The sequence below is a fragment of the Pseudomonas resinovorans NBRC 106553 genome, from assembly GCF_000412695.1.
Classification (GTDB): Bacteria; Pseudomonadota; Gammaproteobacteria; order Pseudomonadales; family Pseudomonadaceae; genus Metapseudomonas; species Metapseudomonas resinovorans_A.
Map to the genome: position 1 here is coordinate 5,724,806 of NC_021499.1, position 19,884 is coordinate 5,744,689.

Here is a 19,884-nt window from a genome sequence, read left to right on the forward strand (position 1 = left end):
CGACGACTCCGCTTGGTTTCTGAAAGACCAACTGCAAGGCTGTACGAAATCACGTACAACGTGATGAAAGATTCTCCAGGTCGCTATACTCCTGCCGAAACAAAAAGCCGCCCAGCCGCAGTAGTAAAAATCTTACAAGGAGCGTGTGCGGTGCGACGTCCGATCCTTACCCTCTTCCTGCTGCTCTGCTGGCTGGGCCTGAACCTGCCGGCGCGGGCGGCCTTTGAGCTGACGCCGCAAAGCAGCGGGGCCAGCCTCAATGGCGCGATCGACCTGCTGGAAGACCCGGAGGGCAAGCTGGGTATCCAGGACATGGCCAACCCCGAGGTGCAGCAGCGCTTCGTTCCGGCCGATGGCCGCGCCACCGTGGGCCAGAGCCGCAGCACCTGGTGGGTTAGGGTGCAGCTCGGCCGCAGCTTTGACGCGCCCAAGCAGTGGTGGCTGGAGAACTCCGGGATCACCGTCCATCGGGTCAGCCTGTTCCTCCCCGATGGCCGGGGCGGCTGGACCGAGAGGGAGTCCAGCGAGTCCCGGCCCTTCGCCGACACCCGCGACCATTCCTACCGGCGCATGCTGTTCAAGCTGCCGGAAATCGGCCCCCAGCCCCTGACCCTCTACTTCCGCAGCTTCGACCCGGCGGGCAACTCCTTTCCCCTGAAGATCTGGCAGCTGGATGACCTGAAGGAGCTGAAGTCCACCGAGAACCTGTGGTTCGGCCTGGTCTATGGCGTGATCCTGGCGCTGTTCCTCTACAACCTGTTCATCCTCGCCGCCCTGCGTGATACGGCCTACCTCTGGTACGTGCTGGCCACGGCCTCGGCGCTGGTGTTCATCCTCAGCATGACCGGCCACGGCTTCCAGTACTTCTGGCCCGACGCGCCGGTGCCCGTCTGGCTGGATCGCATCACCTTGCCGGCGCTCTGGGGCATCTTCGTGATGCGCTTCACCCAGGAGCTGCTGTACACCCGCCGGGGCCTGCCCTGGGCCAATCGGCTGTTCAACGTGGCCTGCGTGCTCTACGCCATCGCCATCCTGATCAATGCCTTCGGTTTTCGCGCCGAAGGCGCCATCCTGATCGCCATCACCCCGATCGTGACCGTACCAACCGCCCTGATCAGCGCGGTGATCCGCTGGCGCCAGGGCTTCATCCCGGCGCGCTTCTACCTGATCGGCTACGGCACCGTGCTGGTCAGCACCGCGGTGCTGGTGATGCGCGCGGCCGGCCTGATCCAGCCGATCAATTTCACCGCCTACATGTTCCCCGTCGCCGTCGCCACCGAGTCGATCCTGTTCTCCTTCGCCCTCGCCTACCGCATCCAGATGCTCAAGCAGGAACGCGCCGCCGCGGTGGAACAGGCCGACCGCGAGAAGGCCGCCCGCCTGGCGCAGATGCAGGCCAGCGCCGACGAACTGCAGGCGGCGGTGACCATCCGCACCGCCGAGCTGGCCGCCGCCAACCAGCGCCTCAGCGAGCGCGAGCGCGAGCTGCAGCACGCCGCCTTCCATGATTCGCTGACCGAGCTGCCGAACCGCCGCTACCTGATCGAGCGCACCGAATCGGCCCTGGCCAACGCCAAGCGCCACGACGAGCCGCTGGCGCTGATGCTGATCGACCTGGACCACTTCAAACCGATCAACGACCGCTTCGGCCACGATGCCGGCGACGAGATGCTGCGCACCATCGGCCAGCGCCTGCGCAAGCACGTGCGCGGCGGCGACGCGGTGGCACGCCTGGGTGGTGACGAGTTCGCCGTGCTGATCGGCGGGCCGGACGCCGAAACCGAGGCCGGCGAACTGGCCCAGCGCCTGCTGGACGAACTGGCGGCGCCGATGTGCTACGGCGCCGAGCAGCTGTCGGTGAGCATCAGCATCGGCATGGCCCTGTTCCCCCAGCACGCCCGGCACTTCTCCGGGCTGTACCAGACCGCCGACCACGCCCTCTACAAGGTCAAGGCCCGTGGCCGCTCAGGCGTGGCGGTGTTCGGCGAGGACGGCGAGCTGTCCGAGGAGGCCAGCCTGCACCTGGATGTGCTGAAGATCCGTACCGGGTTGATCTAAGGCCCCGTTCAGGCCAGGTAGCGGCGCGGAACCCGCGCGGTGACCTTGGTCAGCAGCTCGTAGCCGATGGTGCCGCAGGCGCTGGCCAGCTCGTCCACCGGCAGTTGCGCGCCCCAGAGCTCCACCGGGTCGCCGACCTTGGCGTTCGGCAGTTCGGACAGGTCCACCGCCAGCATGTCCATGGAAACCCGCCCGACCAGGGGCACTCGACGGCCGTTTACCACCACCGGGGTGCCGCTGGGCGCGTGGCGCGGGTAGCCGTCGGCGTAGCCGCAGCTCACGGTGCCGATGCGCGACGGCCGCGCGGCTTCCCAGGCGGCGCCATAGCCCACGCTCTCCCCTGCCGCGACCTCGCGCACCGCGATCAATTGGGCGCTGAGGCTCATGGCGGGTTTCAGGCCCAGTTCGGCGGCGCCGAGATCGGCGAACGGCGAGGCGCCGTAGAGCATGATGCCGGGACGCACCCAGTCCATATGGGCGGCAGGCATGGTCAGGATCGCCGCCGAGTTGGCCAGGCTGCGCTGGTCGAAATCCAGGTCGAGCAGGCCGAGGAAGCTTTCCAGTTGGTCCTCGTTCAACCCATGGCCACGCAGGTCGGCGCAGGCGAAGTGACTGATCAGGTTGAGTTCGGCCACCTGCGCGGCAGCGCGCAGGCGGGCGTGGCACTGGCGCAGTGCGTCGGCGGCGAACCCCAGGCGATGCATGCCCGAATCCAGTTTGAGCCAGACGTTCAACGGCCGCGACAGGCTGGCCGCAAGCAGCGCCTCGACCTGCTCCGGGCCTTGTACCACCAGGTCCAGGCCCAGCTGGGCGGCCAGTGGGTATTCGCCCGGTTCGAAGCAGCCTTCCAGCAGCAGGACCCGCGAGCGGTCGTCGAGGGCGCGCACCTCCGCGGCCTCCTCCAGACTGGCGACGGCAAAACCGTCGACCTCGCCGCGCAGGCTGGTCACCACCTCACGCACGCCATGCCCGTAGGCGTTTGCCTTGACCACCGCGAAGGCCTGGCGCCCGGGGGCGCAGCGCTTGGCGACGGCGTAATTGTGGCGGATGGCGGAGAGGTCTACGGCGGCGATCAGCGGGCGCATCGAGGCGGGCTCATGAACGAAAACGGGCGCCCATCATACCGCCTGGGCGCCCGTGTTCATTGATCTGCGGCTTATTCGTCTTCGAAGTTGTAGGCGCCCGGCGCCAGGTTCTCGAAGCGCGAGTACTTTCCCAGGAAGGCCAGGCGCGCGGTGCCCAGGGGACCGTTACGCTGCTTGCCGATGATGATCTCGGCCACACCCTTGAACTCGGTCTCGGGGTGGTAGACCTCGTCGCGGTAGACGAACAGGATGATGTCGGCGTCCTGCTCGATCGCTCCGGATTCACGCAAGTCGGAGTTGATCGGGCGCTTGTTCGGGCGCTGTTCGAGGCCCCGGTTCAGCTGCGACAGCGCGATCACCGGGCAGTTGAATTCCTTGGCCAGGGCCTTGAGGGAGCGCGAGATCTCGGAGATCTCGTTCACCCGGCTGTCGCCACTGGAACCCGGGATCTGCATCAGCTGCAGGTAGTCGACCATGATCAGGCCGATCTCGCCGTGCTCACGGGCCAGGCGACGGGTACGGGCGCGCATCTCGGAAGGCGAGATGCCGGCGGTATCGTCGATGAACAGCTTGCGGTCGTTGAGCAGGTTGACCGCAGAGGTCAGGCGCGGCCAGTCGTCGTCGTCCAGGCGGCCGGCACGCACCTTGGTCTGGTCGATGCGGCCGAGGGACGCGAGCATACGAATCACGATGGATTCGGAGGGCATCTCCAGGGAATACACCAGGATCGCCTTGTCGCTGCGCATCAGGGCGTTTTCCACCAGGTTCATGGCGAAGGTGGTCTTACCCATGGACGGACGGCCGGCGACGATGATCATGTCGGCGGGTTGCAGGCCGCTGGTCAGGTTGTCCAGGTCGTTGAAGCCGGTGGACAGGCCGGTGATGGCGTCGCCGTTGTTGAACAGCTCGTCGATACGGTCGATGGCCTTGACCAGGATGTCGTTGATGCCGACCGGGCCGCCGGTCTTGGGCCGCGCCTCGGCGATCTGGAAGATCAGCCGCTCGGCTTCGTCGAGGATCTCTTCGCCGGTCCGCCCCTGGGGCGCGTAGGCGCTGTCGGCGATCCCGCTGCTGATGCTGATCAGCTGACGCAGGGTCGCTCGCTCGCGAATGATCTGGGCGTAGGCCTTGATGTTGGCCACGGACGGGGTGTTCTTCGCCAGTTCGCCGAGATAGGCCAGGCCGCCGACCTGTGGCAACTGGCCTTCCTTGTCCAACTGTTCGGACAGGGTGACCACGTCGAAGGGCATGTTGCGCTCGGCGAGCTTGTAGATGGCGCGGAAGATCAGTCGATGATCATGGCGATAGAAGTCGCCGTCGGACACCTGGTCGAGCACTCGCTCCCAGGCGTTGTTGTCCAGCATCAGGCCACCGAGGACGGCCTGCTCGGCCTCGACGGAGTGCGGCGGCACCTTGAGGGCGGCAGTCTGCAGGTCGAACTGTTCCGGGACGGTGATTTCGTTCATGAGCTCGGAAAATTCTAGGGCTGGAAAGACAAAGGGCACGTCACCGCTTTCACGATGACGTGCCCGATGTTAGCGAGCCGGCACCTGAGTGCAAGCCCGCTCGGCGGCTAACTTAGCCGCCAATGACGATCAGCTTGACCGCGGCTTCGACGTCGGTGTGCAGGTGCAGTGCAACGTCGTACTCGCCAACTTGGCGAATGGTGCCGTTCGGCAGGCGGACTTCGGCTTTGGCAACCGGAACGCCAGCGGCGGTCAGGGCGTCAGCGATGTCGTGGGTGCCGATGGAACCGAACAGCTTGCCTTCGTCGCCGGCGCTGGCAGTGATGGTCACTTCCAGTTCGGACAGCTGGGCAGCACGGGCTTCAGCGGTGGCTTTCTTGTCGGCAGCCTGCTTTTCCAGCTCGGCGCGGCGGGCTTCGAACGCAGCAACGTTCTCGGCGGTAGCAGCGGTAGCCTTGCCTTTCGGCAGCAGGAAGTTACGGCCGTAGCCGGACTTTACGTTCACCTTGTCGCCCAGGTTGCCCAGGTTGGCGATTTTTTCGAGCAGGATGACTTCCATTTGAGTCTTACCTCTTAACTTTTAACCTTCACCGTTCGCGGGGCCGGCGCCATTCTTGCGCGCCTTGCGTCCGCGGAAATCAATCAGGCTGTCGACGATGGCCAAGACCACCAGCAACGGATAGATCAGTTGCATGAACAGCAGCAGCGACACGTAGAGCCCCACCAGCCAGAAACCGGCCAGCCCACCCTGCTTCGCCAGACCGTGCACCAGGGCAAGGCCGGCGATCGCCAGCGGCACGCTGCAGATCGGCGTCAGCATCGCCAGCTCCAGGCCCAGGTTCGGACCCAGCAGCATGGCGGCCAGCAAACCGAATGCCAGTGCCGGCGGTAGCTTCAGCGCGCGAAACTCGCTGCCGAAGCCACCGGGGTTATACAGGGCTGCCTGCCAGTAACGGCCGAGCATCAGGCTCAGCACGCTGACCAACTGCAGCAGCGCCGCGATCAGACCGGTCAGGACCGGCGCGACCATGGCTCCCAGACGCGCTCGCTCGTCATCCGCCAATTGCGAATAGACGCCACCCATCACCTGCGGCATGAGCTTCTGCAGCTCTACCGCCATGGCGGTTATGGGCTCGCGGAACACCGCGCCCAGCACCAGGCCGTACAACAGACCCAGCGCCACGCTGATCATCAGCACCCGCGTCCAGGACACGCTGGAACGCAGTACCAGGGCCAACCCCAGCGCACCGAGCAACACCATCAGGGTGCGCGGCTCACCGAAGTACCACCAGCCAAGAGCTGGCAGCAGGGCCCAGGCAATGATGCCGATTGCATCGTTCACACCACGCCGCAGCAACACGAGGCTGCCCGCGGCCGCGCTCAACCAGAACATCAACGGCAGAGCCGCAGCGCCCGCCACCACCAGGATGGCTTGCTTGCGACCGCGCATGATGAACTCAGCCAGAGCGCGCATCAGTATCTATCCCTTGGTCGACAGACCGAGATCAACGGCCGTGGCTGTCGGTGTAGGGCAGCAGGGCCAGGTAACGGGCGCGCTTGATAGCGGTAGCCAGCTGACGCTGATACTTGGCTTTGGTGCCGGTGATACGGCTCGGAACGATTTTGCCGGTTTCGGAGACGTATGCCTTCAGGGTGTTGAGATCCTTGAAGTCGATCTCTTTCACGCCTTCAGCGGTGAAACGGCAGAACTTACGACGACGGAAGAAACGTGCCATGAACTTGGCTCCTCAATAGATCCGTGGATTACTCGTCAGCGTTGTCGCTGTCTTCGCCTTCGGCGACAGCGTCAGTCTCAACGCGCTCACGGCGCTCGCGGCGCTCGTTGCGGTTTTCCTCGGCCTTGAGCATCTCGGACTGGCCGGTTACGGCTTCGTCGCGACGGATGACCAGGTTACGGATGACGGCGTCGTTGTAGCGGAAGTTGTCTTCCAGCTCGGCCAGGGCTTTGCCGCTGCACTCAACGTTCAGCATCACGTAGTGAGCCTTGTGAACGTTGTTGATGGCGTAGGCCAGCTGACGACGGCCCCAGTCTTCCAGGCGGTGAATCTTGCCACCGTCTTCTTCGATGAGCTTGGTGTAGCGCTCAACCATGCCGCCAACCTGCTCGCTCTGGTCCGGGTGAACCAGGAAGATGATTTCGTAATGACGCATAAATGCTCCTTACGGGTTGTAGCCTGCCAACGTAGTGGTCAGGCAAGGAGTGAATATCTCGTTTGGGCTTGCCGAGGCTGGGGCGTGCATGAGCCTGCCCCCACGGCAAGGGGCGACATTCTAGAGAAGGCCTGAATGCCGCGCAAGGAAGATTGTCGATTATTTGAACAACTGGCGAGCTGAAAGCGCCACAGGATAAACCGTAGCCCGGATGCAATCCGGGGAATGCCCGTACTCCTGCTTCCCGGATTTCATCCGGGCTACGACTGGGTCAGGCCTTGGACCTGCGCTGGCGCACCGCTTCGAACAGGCACACCCCGGTGGCTACCGAGACGTTCAGACTGCTGACGCTGCCGCCCATGGGCAGCTTGACCAGGTAATCGCAGTGCTCGCGGGTCAGGCGACGCATGCCTTTGCCCTCGGCACCCATGACCAGCACGGTGGGCCCGGTCATGTCCTGGTCGAAGACTTCCTGCTCCGCCTCACCGGCGGTGCCGACCACCCACAGCCCCTTCTTCTGGAGTTTCTCCAGGGTGCGGGAGAGGTTGGTCACGGCCACCAGCGGCATGACTTCCGCCGCGCCACAGGCCACCTTGCGCACCGTGGCGTTGAGGGTGGCGGACTTGTCCTTGGGCACTATCACCGCCAGCACGCCGGCGGCGTCGGCGGTGCGCAGGCAGGCGCCGAGGTTGTGCGGATCGGTGACGCCATCCAGCGCCAGCAACAGCGGCGCGCCCGGGGTGCGCTCGAGCAACTCGTCGAGCATGTTCTCGCCCCAGACCTGGCTGGGGCTGACCTCGGCCACCACGCCCTGGTGCACGCCTTCGGCCCACTCGTCCAGCTCGTGGCGATCCTTGTGGCCGACCGCGACGCGGTGCTGGCCGGCCAGGTCGAGGAGCACCTGGACTCTCGGGTCATTTCGGCTTTCCGCAAGCCACAGCTGCTTGACGCGCTTGGGGTGGTGACGCAGCAACGCTTCCACGGCATGCACGCCGTAGACTTTCTCCAACTGACTCATTTCTTGACCTTGCTGTTGGGCGCCTTGGGTTTGGGCGGCCCTTTACGGTGTTTCGATGGCTTGCTGGCGGCCTTGGCCTTGGCTGCCTTGGACTTCTTCTTCGGCGGCTTGGCGCTGCCCTCGGCCTGTGCGTTGGCCGGCTTGTCCAGGGGCTTCTGCGCCGGACGCGTGCCCTTGCTCGCCTTGGCGCCCTGACGAGCTTCGCTTAGCAACGCCTGCTTGAGCGCGCGACTGCGGTTCACGTCGGTATTGCCGAGCTGCTCTTCGGCCTGGGCGAGCATTTCCGGCGGTACCGCGGGCAGCGCCTGGACCTTGCCGGCTCGCGCGCGGCGCGGCGCCACGGCAGCCCTGGGCTCGCGCGGGGCATTATCCTGCACCGCGGCGGCGGCGCGCGCGGCACCCTTGGCGCCACGACTGCGGCCCTTGCCGAAGCGGGGCTCCGCCTTGGCCGGTGCGGCTGGTTCGGCACCGCGTTTCTTGCGACCGACCGGCGCGCTGAGCACGTTCTCGGAAAGCTCGAAGTCGATCTTGCGCTCGTCCAGGTCGACGCGGGCCACCACCACTTCCACCTGGTCACCGAGACGGAAGCTGCGACCGCTGCGCTCGCCCGACAGGCGATGGTGGATCGGGTCGAAGTGGTAGTAGTCGCCCGGCAGCGCGGTAACGTGCACCAGGCCTTCGACATAGATGTCGATCAATTCGACGAAGATACCGAAGCCGGTCACCGCCGAAATCACACCGGGGAAGGTTTCGCCCACGCGGTCACGCATGTACTCGCATTTCAGCCAGTTGCTGACATCACGGGTGGCTTCGTCGGCGCGGCGCTCGGTCATCGAGCACTGCTCGCCCAGCTGCACCAGGCGGGCTTCGTCGTAGGGATAGATGCGCGCCTTGGGCATGCTCGCCGCGCCCGCGCGACGGACGTGGGCGCTTTCCCGCTTGGAGCGGATCAGGCCACGGATGGCGCGATGCACCAGCAGGTCCGGGTAGCGGCGGATCGGCGAGGTGAAGTGGGTGTAGGCGTCGTAGTTGAGGCCGAAGTGGCCCTCGTTCTCCGGGCTGTACACCGCCTGGCTCAGGGAGCGCAGCATCACCGTCTGGATCAGGTGGTAATCCGGACGCTCGCGGATTTTCTCCAGCAGCGCCTGGTAATCGCTCGGCGTCGGATCGTCCTTGCCACGATTGAGGGACAGGCCCAGCTCGGCGAGGAACTGCCGCAGCTTGTCCAGGCGCTCGCTGGGCGGGCCGTCGTGGACGCGGTAGAGCGCCGGGATCTCGTGCTGCATGAGGAAGCGCGCCGTGGCCACGTTGGCGCAGAGCATGCACTCCTCGATCAGCTTGTGGGCGTCGTTGCGCTGGGTCGGCCGGATCTCCGAGATCTTCCGGTCGGCGCCGAAGACGATGCGGGTCTCCTGGGTCTCGAAGTCGATGGCGCCACGCACCTGGCGCGCCGCCAACAGCGCCTGATAGAGCTTGTAGAGCTGCTGCAGGGGCTTGACCAGGTTGGGCAGTTGCTCGGCGAACTGCGCGGCCTCGGTGGACTCGGGGGTTTCCAGGAACTGGCTGACCTTGGTGTAGGTGAGCCGCGCGTGGGAGTGGATGACCGCTTCGTAGAACTCGTAGCCGGTTAGCTTGCCGGCACGGGAGATGGTCATGTCGCAGACCATGGCCAGGCGGTCCACCAGGGGGTTCAGCGAGCAGAGGCCGTTGGACAGGACCTCCGGCAGCATCGGGATGACCTTCTCGGGGAAGTACACCGAGTTGCCGCGATTGGTCGCTTCCTCATCCAGTGCCGACCCCACCTTTACGTAGTGGGAAACGTCGGCGATGGCGACGATCAGGCGCCAGCCGCCGCCCTTGCGGGCCTCGGCATAGACCGCATCGTCGAAGTCGCGGGCGTCCTCGCCATCGATGGTGACCAAGGGCAGGTCGCGCAGGTCGATGCGCTTTTCCTTGTCCTTCTCGGCCACTTCGGGCTTGAGCTTGGCCGCTTCCTTGATCACGGCGGCGGGCCACTCGTGGGGGATGTCGTAGCTGCGCAGGGCAACCTCGATCTCCATGCCCGGCGCCATGTAGTCGCCCAGCACTTCCACCACTTCGCCCTGGGCCAGGCGGAAGTTGCTCGGCCACTGTTCGATCTTCACCTGCACGAACTGGCCGTGCTTGGCCGCGCCCTGCTTGCCATGGGGCACCAGGACTTCCTGCTGGATCTTCGGGTTGTCGGCGACCACCCGGGCGATACCGCTTTCTTCATAGAAACGGCCCACCAGGATTTCGTGGGCACGCGCGATGACCTCGACCAGGGCACCTTCGCGGCGCCCACGGCGATCGACGCCGGAAACCCGCGCCAACGCGCGGTCGCCGTCGAACACCAGGCGCATCTGCGCCGGGCTGAGGAAGAGGTCTTCGGATGCATCGTCGGGAATGAGGAAGCCGAAGCCGTCGCGGTGACCGCTGATGCGGCCGCAGATCAGATCGAGCTTGTCCACCGGGGCATAGGTGCCCCGACGCGTATAGATAAGCTGACCGTCGCGTTCCATGGCGCGGAGGCGTCGACGCAGTGCCTCCAGCTGCTCATCGGTGGTCAGGCCGAATTCTTCTACCAGTTGCTCACGACTGGCAGGGGCACCGCGCTCGTCGAGGCGCTGCAGGATCAGCTCGCGGCTGGGGATGGGGTTTTCGTATTTTTCCGCCTCGCGGGCGGCCTCGGGATCGAGGTTCTGCCAATCGGCCATTAGGGGGTGATCGCCTTTTTATCCATAGAGGGATGTGCCATGTGTCTTATTGAAGCGCGAATTCCAATTGTCGGTCAGCTTAGCCGGAAGAATAATTTTTTTCTCGCTCAGGGGTTTACAACACAAAAGTCGGCTCGTATAGTTCGCGCCCACAGCGTCGCTGAGACGTTGTGAAGGAAGCGGATGAGCAATCATCGCATCCAGTGCCCAGGTGGCGGAATTGGTAGACGCACTAGGTTCAGGTCCTAGCGGTGGCAACACCGTGGAAGTTCGAGTCTTCTCCTGGGCACCATTTATTCAGAATCCGAGCTGAAAAGCTTGGCTTCTTGCTCCAACGGATCGTATGGTTCCGTGTCGTCCAACGATGAACACCATATAAGTCGATGAGCGATCATCGCAATGTGCCCAGGTGGCGGAATTGGTAGACGCACTAGGTTCAGGTCCTAGCGGTGGCAACACCGTGGAAGTTCGAGTCTTCTCCTGGGCACCACTCTTAAACAAAGCCGAGCTCTGCTCGGCTTTGTGCTTTCTGGCGTTTGGATATTTCGCCACCCGGCTCAAGGGGCGACCATTCGGCTCGCCCCCTCCCCCACCACTCCCTATGCCTTGAACTGCCCCAGGCTGGCCTTGAGCTGTTCGGCCAGGCCGGCGAGCACACGCCCGCTGCTGGCGGTCGCCGCCACGGCCTCGGAGGCCAGGCTGGCTTCGGCATGGATCACATCCACTCGGCCACGAACGCCATCGGCGCCCGCCGCCTGCTGCTCGGCAGCGCGGGCCGCGGCCTGCACGGCACCATGCACCTGTTCCACCGCCTGCTGCACGCTCTGTTGCAGGCGCTCGCTGTCACGCAGCGCGTCCAGGCCTTCCACCGCGCGCTCGCGCGCCTGGGCTATCGCCGAAACGGCCTCGCGCGCGCCCGTCTGCAACGCCGCGATGTGCTCCTGGATATCCCCGGTGGACTGCTGGGTCTTGCTGGCCAGCGCGCGAACCTCGTCAGCGACCACGGCAAATCCACGACCGCTCTCCCCCGCCCTGGCCGCCTCGATCGCGGCGTTCAAGGCCAGCAGGTTGGTCTGCTCGGCAATACCGTGGATCACCGACAGCACCATTTCGATCTGCTCGCTCTGCCGCGCCAGGCGCTCGATCACGGCCGAGCCGTTTTGCACCCGCTCTTCCAGGGTCTCGATCAGACCACCGACCCGCCGCGCGATTGCCGCGTTGTCCTGGGCCGCCTGGCGTATCTCGCCCACCTGGCGCAGGGTGTCCTGCATCGCCCGACTCTCCGCCTGCGCCTCGGAAACCATGCCGGCCAACGCACTCAGGCTGCCTTCCACTTCACTGCGCTGGCGGTGTGCGGCCGCCTCGGCGGTCTGGCTGCGCTGCGAAAGCGCAACGATTTCCACACCGGTGCGATGTGCCACATCACCCGCCTCGCGGACGATGGGCTGCAGCTTGTCGACGAACCGGTTCACCGCGGTCGCCATTTCACCCACTTCGTCGCGGCTGTCGAGCTTGACCCGACGGGTCAGGTCGCCGTCGCCTGCGGCCAGGTCGTCGAGGGCGTCGATCAGCAGGCGCAAGCGCACCACCACTCGCCGTCCGAGCACCACCGCCAGCGCCAGCAACACGCCGAGGCCGACCAGCGCCAGGCCCACGCCAATGCGCCAGCGCAACTCGCCCGCTGCCGACTCCACCGCTTCGCGGGTGCCGCTATTCATGTTGGCAGCCGCCTCGCGGGCCGACTGCAGGCGGGCGGTGAGCGTGGCGCTGCTTTCGCTGGCCGCGCCCGAAAGGCTTTCACTGACCAGCTCGCCGCCACTGGCGATCAACGCGTCGAAGCGCTGATCCAGCGCCTTCAGCTGTTCTTCCACCGCCGCCGTGGAAACCCCCATGCGCACCTTGCCGATCTCCACGCCATTGGGGCTGATGGGGGCGTCGACCAGGTACACGGTCGGATCATTGGCCGCCGCATTCAGCACCTTGTCCAGCGCCCGCTCGCCCTGCCCCTTGGCCAGCAAGGCCTTGATCTGCGGGTTCTCGCGATTGAGATAGCGAGTCAGGTGCTGGCCATTGGCGTCGTCGTAGATGACGAAGAGCACATTGGGATTGCGCTGGGCACGGCGGGCGAACTCGGAAAGCGTGGGCACGTCGTTGTCCCACATGGCCCGGGGCGCCACGGCCGCCAGCAATTGAGCGAGGTCGCCGGCCGACTCCTTGAGGTTCTGCTCCAGGGTCTGACGAAGCTGGCCCTGCTCCTGCTGGAGGCGCGCGCTGAGGGCGGCCCCCAGGCGCTCACGGGTCTTGGTGGAAAGCGCCCCGAGGCTACCGGACACTTCCTGCCCGGCCTGTTCGAGATCACCGGCCAGGCGCTGGGTATCTCCCCCCAGGCGCACGCCGAGCTCGTCCACCAGGGTGTTCACGGTGCTCCGCGTCAGGGCAACGGCCACCACCACCTGCACCAGCAGGGCGAGCCCCAGGGCGATGAAGACCGGACGCAGCAAACGGCTTTGCAGCAAAGACAGGATGGCTGACACGACTTGTGACTCCTTTACGACCGTTACCGCTGTAACGGCGACAACTCGGATTTATAAAGTGCCAGCAAGGTACGTGCCGACCAACCGTGCGACATTCGCGGCCGTAGAAACGACGAAGGGCCGCACTAGGCGGCCCTTCGGGGGAGTCGGGAGACTCAGGCGTAGGGGTGACGCAGGACGATCGTCTCGTTACGGTCAGGACCGGTGGAGATGATGTCGATCGGCGCACCCACCAGCTCTTCCACGCGCTTGATATAGGCGCGGGCGTTGGCCGGCAGCTCTTCCAGGCTCTTGGCGCCGACGGTGGACTCGCTCCAGCCCGGCATTTCTTCGTAGAGCGGCTGCAGGCCGATGTAGCTGTCGGCGTCGGTCGGCGCATCGACCAGGAGCTCACCGTTGGCACCTTTGTAACCGGTGCAGATACGGATGGTTTCCAGGCCGTCGAGCACGTCCAGCTTGGTCAGGCAGAGGCCGGAGATGCTGTTGATCTCGATGGCGCGACGCAGGATCACGGCATCGAACCAACCGCAGCGACGGGCGCGGCCGGTGGTGGAACCGAACTCATGGCCGCGCTTGGCCAGGAAGGCGCCGGTTTCATCGAACAGCTCGGTGGGGAAGGGACCGGAACCTACGCGAGTGGTGTAGGCCTTGGTGATACCCAGGATGTAGTCGAGGTACAGCGGGCCGAAACCGGAACCGGTGGCGGTACCGCCAGCGGTGGTGTTGGAGCTGGTCACGAAGGGGTAGGTGCCGTGGTCGATGTCCAGCAGCGAGCCTTGCGCGCCCTCGAACATGATGTAGGCGCCCTGCTTGCGCAGCTGGTGCAGGCGCGCAGCAACGTCGACCATCATCGGCTTGAGCAGCTCGGCGTAGGCCAGGGCCTCGTCCAGGGTCTTCTGGAAGTCGACCGCCGGCTCCTTGTAATAGTTCTGCAGGACGAAGTTGTGGTAGTCCAGCAGCTCACCCAGCTTGGCGGCGAAGCGCTCGCGATGGAACAGGTCGCCGATGCGCAGACCGCGACGAGCCACCTTGTCTTCATAGGCCGGGCCGATACCGCGGCCGGTGGTGCCGATCTTGGCGTCGCCACGGGCTTTCTCGCGGGCCTGGTCCAGGGCCACGTGGTACGGCAGGATCAGGGTGCAAGCCGGGCTGATGCGCAGGCGCTCGCGCACCGGTACACCCTTCTCTTCCAGCTTGGTGATTTCGCGCATCAGCGCATCGGGCGCGACCACGACGCCGTTGCCGATCAGGCACTCGACGTTCTCGCGCAGGATGCCGGACGGGATCAGGTGCAGCACGGTCTTCTCGCCATCGATCACCAGGGTGTGGCCGGCGTTGTGGCCGCCCTGGTAACGCACGACGGCGGCAGCCTGGTCGGTCAGCAGATCGACGATCTTGCCCTTACCCTCATCACCCCACTGGGTGCCCAGGACTACGACATTCTTACCCATAACTCTTGTCCTCTTCGCAGAAGCTCGATGCCGGCGGTAGCCAGCGGAAAACACGGAAACTCGTTAGTGGCCGACCCCAAGGCGCCGGCCATGAAGCCGCTCCCTAGGAGAGCGCTGCCACTTGCCAGCGCCCGTCACGCAGGACCAGCTGGCGATCGCAATCCGCCTCTGTGGCACTTGCCACTTCCTGCCCCGGCAGGGCCTGCACGACGCGCTGCCCGTCGGCACGCAGTCGCTTGACCTCGTACCAGAGGTAGGGGTCGCGGCTGTCCGGCGCCCAGACACCAGGGGCCGGCTGATCCAGCGCCATGTTGCCCAGGGTCACCAGGGTCTTCAGGTCGGTAGAGAAGCCGGTGGCGGGACGGGCACGACCGAAGTCCGCGCCGATGTCGTCATAACGGCCGCCCTGGGCGATGGACTGCCCGACACCCGGCACGAAGGCGGCGAACACCACCCCGGTGTGGTAGCGGTAGCCACGCAATTCGCCCAGGTCGAAGTACAGCGGCAGCTCCGGATAGCGCAACTCCAGGGCGTCGGCGATGGCGATCAACTCGTCCAGCGCGCGGTGCACTTCGGTCGGGGCATCCATCAGCACGCCCTGGGCCAGGTCCAGCACTTCGCGGCCGCCACAGAGCTCGGCCAGGGAACGCAGCATGGAAGCCAGCTCGTGCGGCAACCCTTCCGTGAGCTGGGCGACTTCGTCCACCGCCTTGCGCTGCAGGGCGTCGAACAGATCGCGCTCGGCTTCGCCGGAAAGGCCTGCGGCCTTGGCCAGGCCGCGGTAGATGCCGACATGACCGAGGTCCATGTGCACGTCCGGCACGGCGGCGAGCTCGAGCATTTCCAGCATCAGGCTGATGACTTCTACGTCACTGGCCGGGCTGGCGTCGCCATAGAGCTCGGCACCCAACTGGATCGGGCTGCGCGACGTGGACAGCGCACGCGGCTTGGCGTGCAGCACGCTGCCGGCATAGCACAGGCGGTTCGGGCCTTCGCGACGCAGGGTGTGGGCGTCGATGCGCGCCACCTGCGGCGTGATGTCGGCGCGGAATCCCATCAGGTGGCCCGACTGCGGGTCGGTCACCTTGAAGGTACGCAGGTCGAGGTCCTGGCCGGCACCGGTCAGGAGAGACTCGAGATATTCGATGTGCGGAGTGACCACGAAGTCGTAGCCCCAACGCTGGAACAGATCCAGCACCTGGCGGCGGGCTGCCTCGATGCGTGCCGCTTCGGGCGGCAGTACTTCTTCGATACCGTCTGGCAGCAGCCAGCGATCTACCGTTGCCATTTCGCCAATCCCCTCTCAGCCGGGCGGCATGTCATCAGTGAAGCAAATACAGGAGGCCAGTCCCCAGCAACATGCTGGACAGGCCCATCAGGCGGAGATGGCGGTCCTTGAACCCCGCCACCCCAAGCACCGCGGCGCGCCAACGGCGCGGATAGAGGAAGGGCAGGATGCCTTCCAGCACCAGCATCAGACAAAACGCAATGCCGAGTTCCTGCCACATGATTCCCGCGGACGCAAAAAAGCCGGGATTTCCCGGCTGACCCATGATAACACGTTTTCCCTGACGGTCACCCCGGCGGACGATGAGCGTCCGCCGGGAGACTGGGTCAGCGTACGGACTTGTCCAGATAGCGGAAGAAATCGCTATCGGAATCCAGGACCATCACGTCGCTCTTGTTCGAGAAGCTTTCACGATAGGCCTGGAGACTACGGTGGAACGCGTAGAACTCCTGGTCCGCCCCGAAGGCCTTGGCGTAGATGGCGGCCGCCTTGGCGTCACCCTCACCGCGGGCTTCCTCGGCTTCGCGATAGGCCTCGGCCAGCAGCACGCGGCGCTGACGGTCGGCGTCGGCACGGATACCCTCGGCCAGCTCCGCACCCTTGGCGCGGTGCTCGCGAGCCTCACGCTCACGCTCGGTGCTCATCCGCTCGAAGACGCTGCGGTTGACTTCCTTGGGCAGGTCGATGGCCTTGACCCGCACGTCCACCACCTCGATGCCCAACTCCTTGTTGGCCATGCGATTGAGGGAGCCGGTGATCTCGGCCATCAGCGCATCGCGCTCACCCGACACCACTTCGTGCAGGGTGCGCTTGCCGAACTGGTCGCGCAGGCCCGCTTCCAGACGGCGGGACAGGCGCTCGTCGGCGATCTGCTTCATGCCGGAGGTCGCGGTGTAGAAACGCTCGGCATCGGCCACGCGCCATTTGGCGAACGCATCCACCATCACCGCTTTCTTCTCGAGAGTGAGGAAGCGCTGGGTCGGCGAATCCAGGGTCAGCAGGCGGGCGTCGAACTTGCGCACCTGGTTGACGAACGGAATCTTGAAGTGCAAGCCAGGCTGCAGATCAGCGTTGACGATACGACCAAACTGCAGCAGGACCGCCTTTTCGGTCTGCGACACGATGAACAGGCTGCTCCACAGGACCAGTGCCAGCACCACACCGCCAATCAGGGCGAATAGCGATTTATTGCTCATCAGCGACTCTCCCTGGAACGCGAATTGCGCTGCTGCAAGTCAGTGGCGACGCGCGATCCGAGGTCGCTGCCAGTGGCGGCGGCCGATCCTGCCGGCGCTGCCGGGGCCGGACTGGCGCCACGGTTGTCGATCATCTTGTCCAGCGGCAGGTAAAGCAGGTTGCTTTGCCCTTCCTTGCCGGCCATCAGGACCTTGCTGGTGCTGGACAGTACGTCCTGCATGTTTTCCAGGTACAGGCGCTGACGGGTGATTTCCGGTGCCTTGTGGTACTCGGTGAGCAGCATGCCGAAGCGATTGGCCTCACCCTCGGCGCGAGCCACCACCTCATCGCGGTAGCCGTGGGCATCCTCGATGATTCGCTGGGCCTGGCCACGGGCCTCAGGGACCACGGCGTTGGCATAGGCCTCGGCCTGGTTCTTGGCTCGCTGTTCGTCTTCGCGGGCGCGGATCACGTCGTCGAAGGCTTCCTGCACTTCCCGCGGGGCAGCCGCGCTCTGTACGTTGACCTGGGTGACGGTGATACCGGTGCCATAGGTGTCGAGGAAGCGCTGCAGGCGCTCCTTGATCTCGCTGGCCATGAGCTCGCGACCTTCAGTCAGCACCTGATCCATCTCGGTGGAGCCGACCACGTGGCGCAGGGCGCTTTCGGTGGCGTGCTGCAGGCTGATCTCGGGCTGGTCGACGTTCAGCACGAAGTCCTTGAGGTTGCTGATCTTGTATTGGACGGTGAGCGGTACTTCGACGATGTTCTCGTCCTCGGTGAGCATCTGCCCCTGCTTGCTGTAGGCACGCTCGCGGGTGACGTTCTCCTGGAATCGGCGATCGATCGGCGGGAAGTAGATGTTCAGGCCAGGGCCGACGGTCTCATGGTATTTGCCGAAGCGCAGCACCACGGCCTGCTCCTGCTCATCCACCACGTAGACGGCGCTGTACAGCCAGACCGCAGCCAGGACGGCCAGGCTGATGCCGATCAGGCCGAAACCGCCCGACCTGCCACTGCCACCATCGTCGCCGCCACTGCCGCCACGTTTCTTGCCGCTGCCAAACAGTCCGTTCAGGCTGTCCTGCAGCTTGCGGAAGGCCTCATCCAGGTCCGGTGGTCCTTTGCGATCGCCACCACGGCGTCCGCCCCACGGGTCCTGGTTATTCGAGTTGCCACCCGGCTCATTCCAAGCCATAGCGCTCTCCATACTGATAAAGCAAAGACGCGCCCACGGCGCGCCCGCCCATGCTACCCAAGCCTGCGGCCCGCCGCAAAACCACCTAAACGGGCTTTATTGCAAAGTGTGTTGCTCGAGAAACTCGCTCGGCTGCCAACCTTCGCGGCTGACCAACCGGTTCAGTTCAACGCGCGGCAAGCGCACGGCGAGCAGTATGTCACCCGCCTCATTGTGATCCTCGGTCTGCACCGCACCAAGCGCAAAGAATTGCGCCCGTAACCGGCCAAAACGCTGCGGCAGGCACAGGGTACCCACGAACAGATCATCGCCCAGCAACTCGGCGACCGCCTGCTCCAGCAACTCCACGCCGCTGCCCTCGCGCGCCGAAAGCCAGACCCGCTCGGGCTTGCCATCGGCATCGCGCTGGATGTGCGGCTCGACGTTCTCCAGGAGGTCGACCTTGTTGTAGACCTCCAGCATTGGCAGCCCTTCGGCACCGATTTCGCCCAGCACCGCCAACACCTGCTCGATCTGTGCCATGCGCTCGGGCTCATGGGCGTCGATCACATGCAGCAGCAGGTCGGCGTTGGCGGATTCTTCAAGGGTAGCCCGGAAGGCCTCCACCAGCTTGTGCGGCAGGTGACGAATGAAGCCCACGGTGTCGGCCAGGACCACCGGACCCAGGTCGTCCAGCTCGAGCCGGCGCAAGGTCGGGTCGAGGGTGGCGAACAACTGGTCGGCCGCGTAGACCTCGGAGGTGGTCAGGGAATTGAACAGCGTGGACTTGCCGGCGTTGGTATAGCCGACCAGGGAAACCACCGGGATATCCGCGCGCTTGCGCCCGCGGCGGGCCTGTTCGCGCTGACTGCGCACCTTCTCCAGGCGCTGCTTGATCTGGCGGATGCGTACGCGCAGCAGTCGACGGTCGGTTTCCAGCTGGGTTTCACCCGGGCCGCGCAGGCCGATACCGCCCTTCTGCCGCTCAAGGTGGGTCCAGCCGCGTACCAGCCGCGTGCTCATGTGCTCAAGCTGGGCCAGTTCGACCTGCAGCTTGCCCTCGTGGGTCCGGGCGCGCTGGGCGAAGATATCGAGAATCAGACCGGTACGGTCGAGCACCCGGCACTCGAAGGCGCGCTCGAGGTTGCGCTCCTGACTGGGTGTGAGGGTATGGTTGAAGATGACCAGTTCAGCTTTTTCGGCTTGAACCAGGTCATGCAGCTCGTCGACCTTGCCGCTACCGATCAGGTACTTGGCCGTTGGCTGGTGACGGGTAACGGAGATGAAAGCCACCGTTTCCGCACCGGCCGAACGTGCAAGTTCCAGGAACTCCTGCGGGTCTTCGCGCGCCTCGGGATCTTGGCCTTCCAGATGAACCAGGATGGCCCGTTCACCACCACCAGGGCGTTCGAAAAACAAAGCAGTCTCCTATTTAGGCGTTGCCCGGCTCGGGCTGCTCCTGCTCGGAAGCACTCGGCAGGCGTACAGGGCGACTCGGCACCACAGTGGAGATGGCGTGTTTGTAGACCATCTGGCTGACAGTGTTCTTCAGCAGAATCACGAACTGGTCGAAGGATTCGATCTGGCCTTGCAGCTTGATGCCGTTCACCAGATAGATGGAAACCGGTACGCGTTCCTTACGCAGGGTATTGAGGTAAGGGTCTTGTAGCGAATGCCCTTTTGACATGTGCCGCACTCCTTTAGGGAAAAATCGTTTTAGTTTT

17 protein-coding genes and 2 tRNA genes are annotated in these 19,884 nt (G+C 64.9%); 3 read left to right on the plus strand and 16 right to left on the minus strand.

Annotation, left to right across the window (positions count from 1 at the left end; translation table 11 throughout):
- Positions 1-150: 150 nt before the first annotated feature.
- Positions 151-2,058 carry a diguanylate cyclase gene (locus tag PCA10_RS25760; protein ID WP_016495025.1) on the plus strand — a complete coding sequence of 636 codons (1,908 nt, stop codon included), beginning with the start codon at positions 151-153 and terminating at the stop codon, positions 2,056-2,058.
- Positions 2,059-2,066: 8 nt separating this feature from the next.
- Here the strand turns inward: PCA10_RS25760 and alr are convergent, their stop codons facing one another.
- The 8 genes from alr to rnr all read right to left on the minus strand — a co-directional run bounded on the left by alr (position 2,067) and on the right by rnr (position 10,534).
- On the minus strand, positions 2,067-3,143 hold the full coding sequence (gene alr / locus PCA10_RS25765; RefSeq protein WP_016495026.1) for an alanine racemase: 1,077 nt from the start codon (positions 3,141-3,143) through the stop codon (positions 2,067-2,069).
- Between the two features lie 71 nt (positions 3,144-3,214).
- Positions 3,215-4,609 (minus strand): replicative DNA helicase, encoded by a 1,395-nt coding sequence (gene dnaB / locus PCA10_RS25770; protein WP_016495027.1) that lies wholly within the window; start codon positions 4,607-4,609, stop codon positions 3,215-3,217.
- A gap of 112 nt (positions 4,610-4,721) precedes the next feature.
- Positions 4,722-5,168, minus strand: coding sequence for a 50S ribosomal protein L9 (gene rplI / locus PCA10_RS25775; protein ID WP_016495028.1), 447 nt, complete (start codon positions 5,166-5,168; stop codon positions 4,722-4,724).
- 21 nt (positions 5,169-5,189) lie between these two features.
- Positions 5,190-6,083 carry a YybS family protein gene (locus PCA10_RS25780; protein ID WP_016495029.1) on the minus strand — a complete coding sequence of 298 codons (894 nt, stop codon included), beginning with the start codon at positions 6,081-6,083 and terminating at the stop codon, positions 5,190-5,192.
- A 31-nt stretch (positions 6,084-6,114) separates the two neighbouring features.
- Positions 6,115-6,345 carry a 30S ribosomal protein S18 gene (gene rpsR / locus PCA10_RS25785; RefSeq protein ID WP_016495030.1) on the minus strand — a complete coding sequence of 77 codons (231 nt, stop codon included), beginning with the start codon at positions 6,343-6,345 and terminating at the stop codon, positions 6,115-6,117.
- A 28-nt stretch (positions 6,346-6,373) separates the two neighbouring features.
- On the minus strand, positions 6,374-6,781 hold the full coding sequence (rpsF, locus tag PCA10_RS25790) for a 30S ribosomal protein S6 (RefSeq protein WP_016495031.1): 408 nt from the start codon (positions 6,779-6,781) through the stop codon (positions 6,374-6,376).
- A gap of 271 nt (positions 6,782-7,052) precedes the next feature.
- Entirely contained in the window at positions 7,053-7,799 is a 747-nt protein-coding gene (gene rlmB, locus PCA10_RS25795; RefSeq protein ID WP_016495032.1) for a 23S rRNA (guanosine(2251)-2'-O)-methyltransferase RlmB, read from the minus strand.
- Positions 7,796-10,534, minus strand: a complete 2,739-nt coding sequence (gene rnr / locus PCA10_RS25800; RefSeq protein ID WP_016495033.1) for a ribonuclease R — start codon at positions 10,532-10,534, stop codon at positions 7,796-7,798. Before rnr ends, rlmB begins: the two co-directional genes overlap by 4 nt.
- Positions 10,535-10,739: 205 nt before the next feature.
- Here rnr and PCA10_RS25805 point away from each other — a divergent pair.
- Both PCA10_RS25805 and PCA10_RS25810 read left to right on the plus strand, forming a co-directional pair.
- Positions 10,740-10,826 (plus strand) — tRNA-Leu (locus PCA10_RS25805).
- Positions 10,827-10,937: 111 nt separating this feature from the next.
- A tRNA-Leu gene (locus PCA10_RS25810) sits at positions 10,938-11,024 on the plus strand.
- A 109-nt stretch (positions 11,025-11,133) separates the two neighbouring features.
- On the opposite strand, the gene PCA10_RS25815 is transcribed toward PCA10_RS25810, so the two are convergent.
- The 8 genes from PCA10_RS25815 to hfq all read right to left on the minus strand — a co-directional run bounded on the left by PCA10_RS25815 (position 11,134) and on the right by hfq (position 19,847).
- Complete coding sequence (locus PCA10_RS25815) at positions 11,134-13,068, minus strand: methyl-accepting chemotaxis protein (RefSeq protein WP_016495034.1); 1,935 nt, start codon at positions 13,066-13,068, stop codon at positions 11,134-11,136.
- Positions 13,069-13,223: 155 nt separating this feature from the next.
- Positions 13,224-14,519 (minus strand): adenylosuccinate synthase, encoded by a 1,296-nt coding sequence (locus PCA10_RS25820; protein ID WP_016495035.1) that lies wholly within the window; start codon positions 14,517-14,519, stop codon positions 13,224-13,226.
- Between the two features lie 103 nt (positions 14,520-14,622).
- Entirely contained in the window at positions 14,623-15,807 is a 1,185-nt protein-coding gene (locus PCA10_RS25825) for an ATP phosphoribosyltransferase regulatory subunit (protein ID WP_016495036.1), read from the minus strand.
- A 34-nt stretch (positions 15,808-15,841) separates the two neighbouring features.
- Positions 15,842-16,027 carry a DUF2065 domain-containing protein gene (locus tag PCA10_RS25830; RefSeq protein WP_041770987.1) on the minus strand — a complete coding sequence of 62 codons (186 nt, stop codon included), beginning with the start codon at positions 16,025-16,027 and terminating at the stop codon, positions 15,842-15,844.
- Positions 16,028-16,133: 106 nt separating this feature from the next.
- Positions 16,134-17,003 carry a protease modulator HflC gene (gene hflC, locus PCA10_RS25835; RefSeq protein WP_016495038.1) on the minus strand — a complete coding sequence of 290 codons (870 nt, stop codon included), beginning with the start codon at positions 17,001-17,003 and terminating at the stop codon, positions 16,134-16,136.
- Positions 17,003-18,181 carry an FtsH protease activity modulator HflK gene (hflK, locus tag PCA10_RS25840; RefSeq protein WP_016495039.1) on the minus strand — a complete coding sequence of 393 codons (1,179 nt, stop codon included), beginning with the start codon at positions 18,179-18,181 and terminating at the stop codon, positions 17,003-17,005. Before hflK ends, hflC begins: the two co-directional genes overlap by 1 nt.
- Positions 18,182-18,277: 96 nt before the next feature.
- Positions 18,278-19,579 carry a ribosome rescue GTPase HflX gene (gene hflX / locus PCA10_RS25845; protein WP_016495040.1) on the minus strand — a complete coding sequence of 434 codons (1,302 nt, stop codon included), beginning with the start codon at positions 19,577-19,579 and terminating at the stop codon, positions 18,278-18,280.
- A 13-nt stretch (positions 19,580-19,592) separates the two neighbouring features.
- Positions 19,593-19,847 (minus strand): RNA chaperone Hfq, encoded by a 255-nt coding sequence (gene hfq / locus PCA10_RS25850; RefSeq protein WP_003453015.1) that lies wholly within the window; start codon positions 19,845-19,847, stop codon positions 19,593-19,595.
- Positions 19,848-19,884 lie beyond the last annotated feature (37 nt).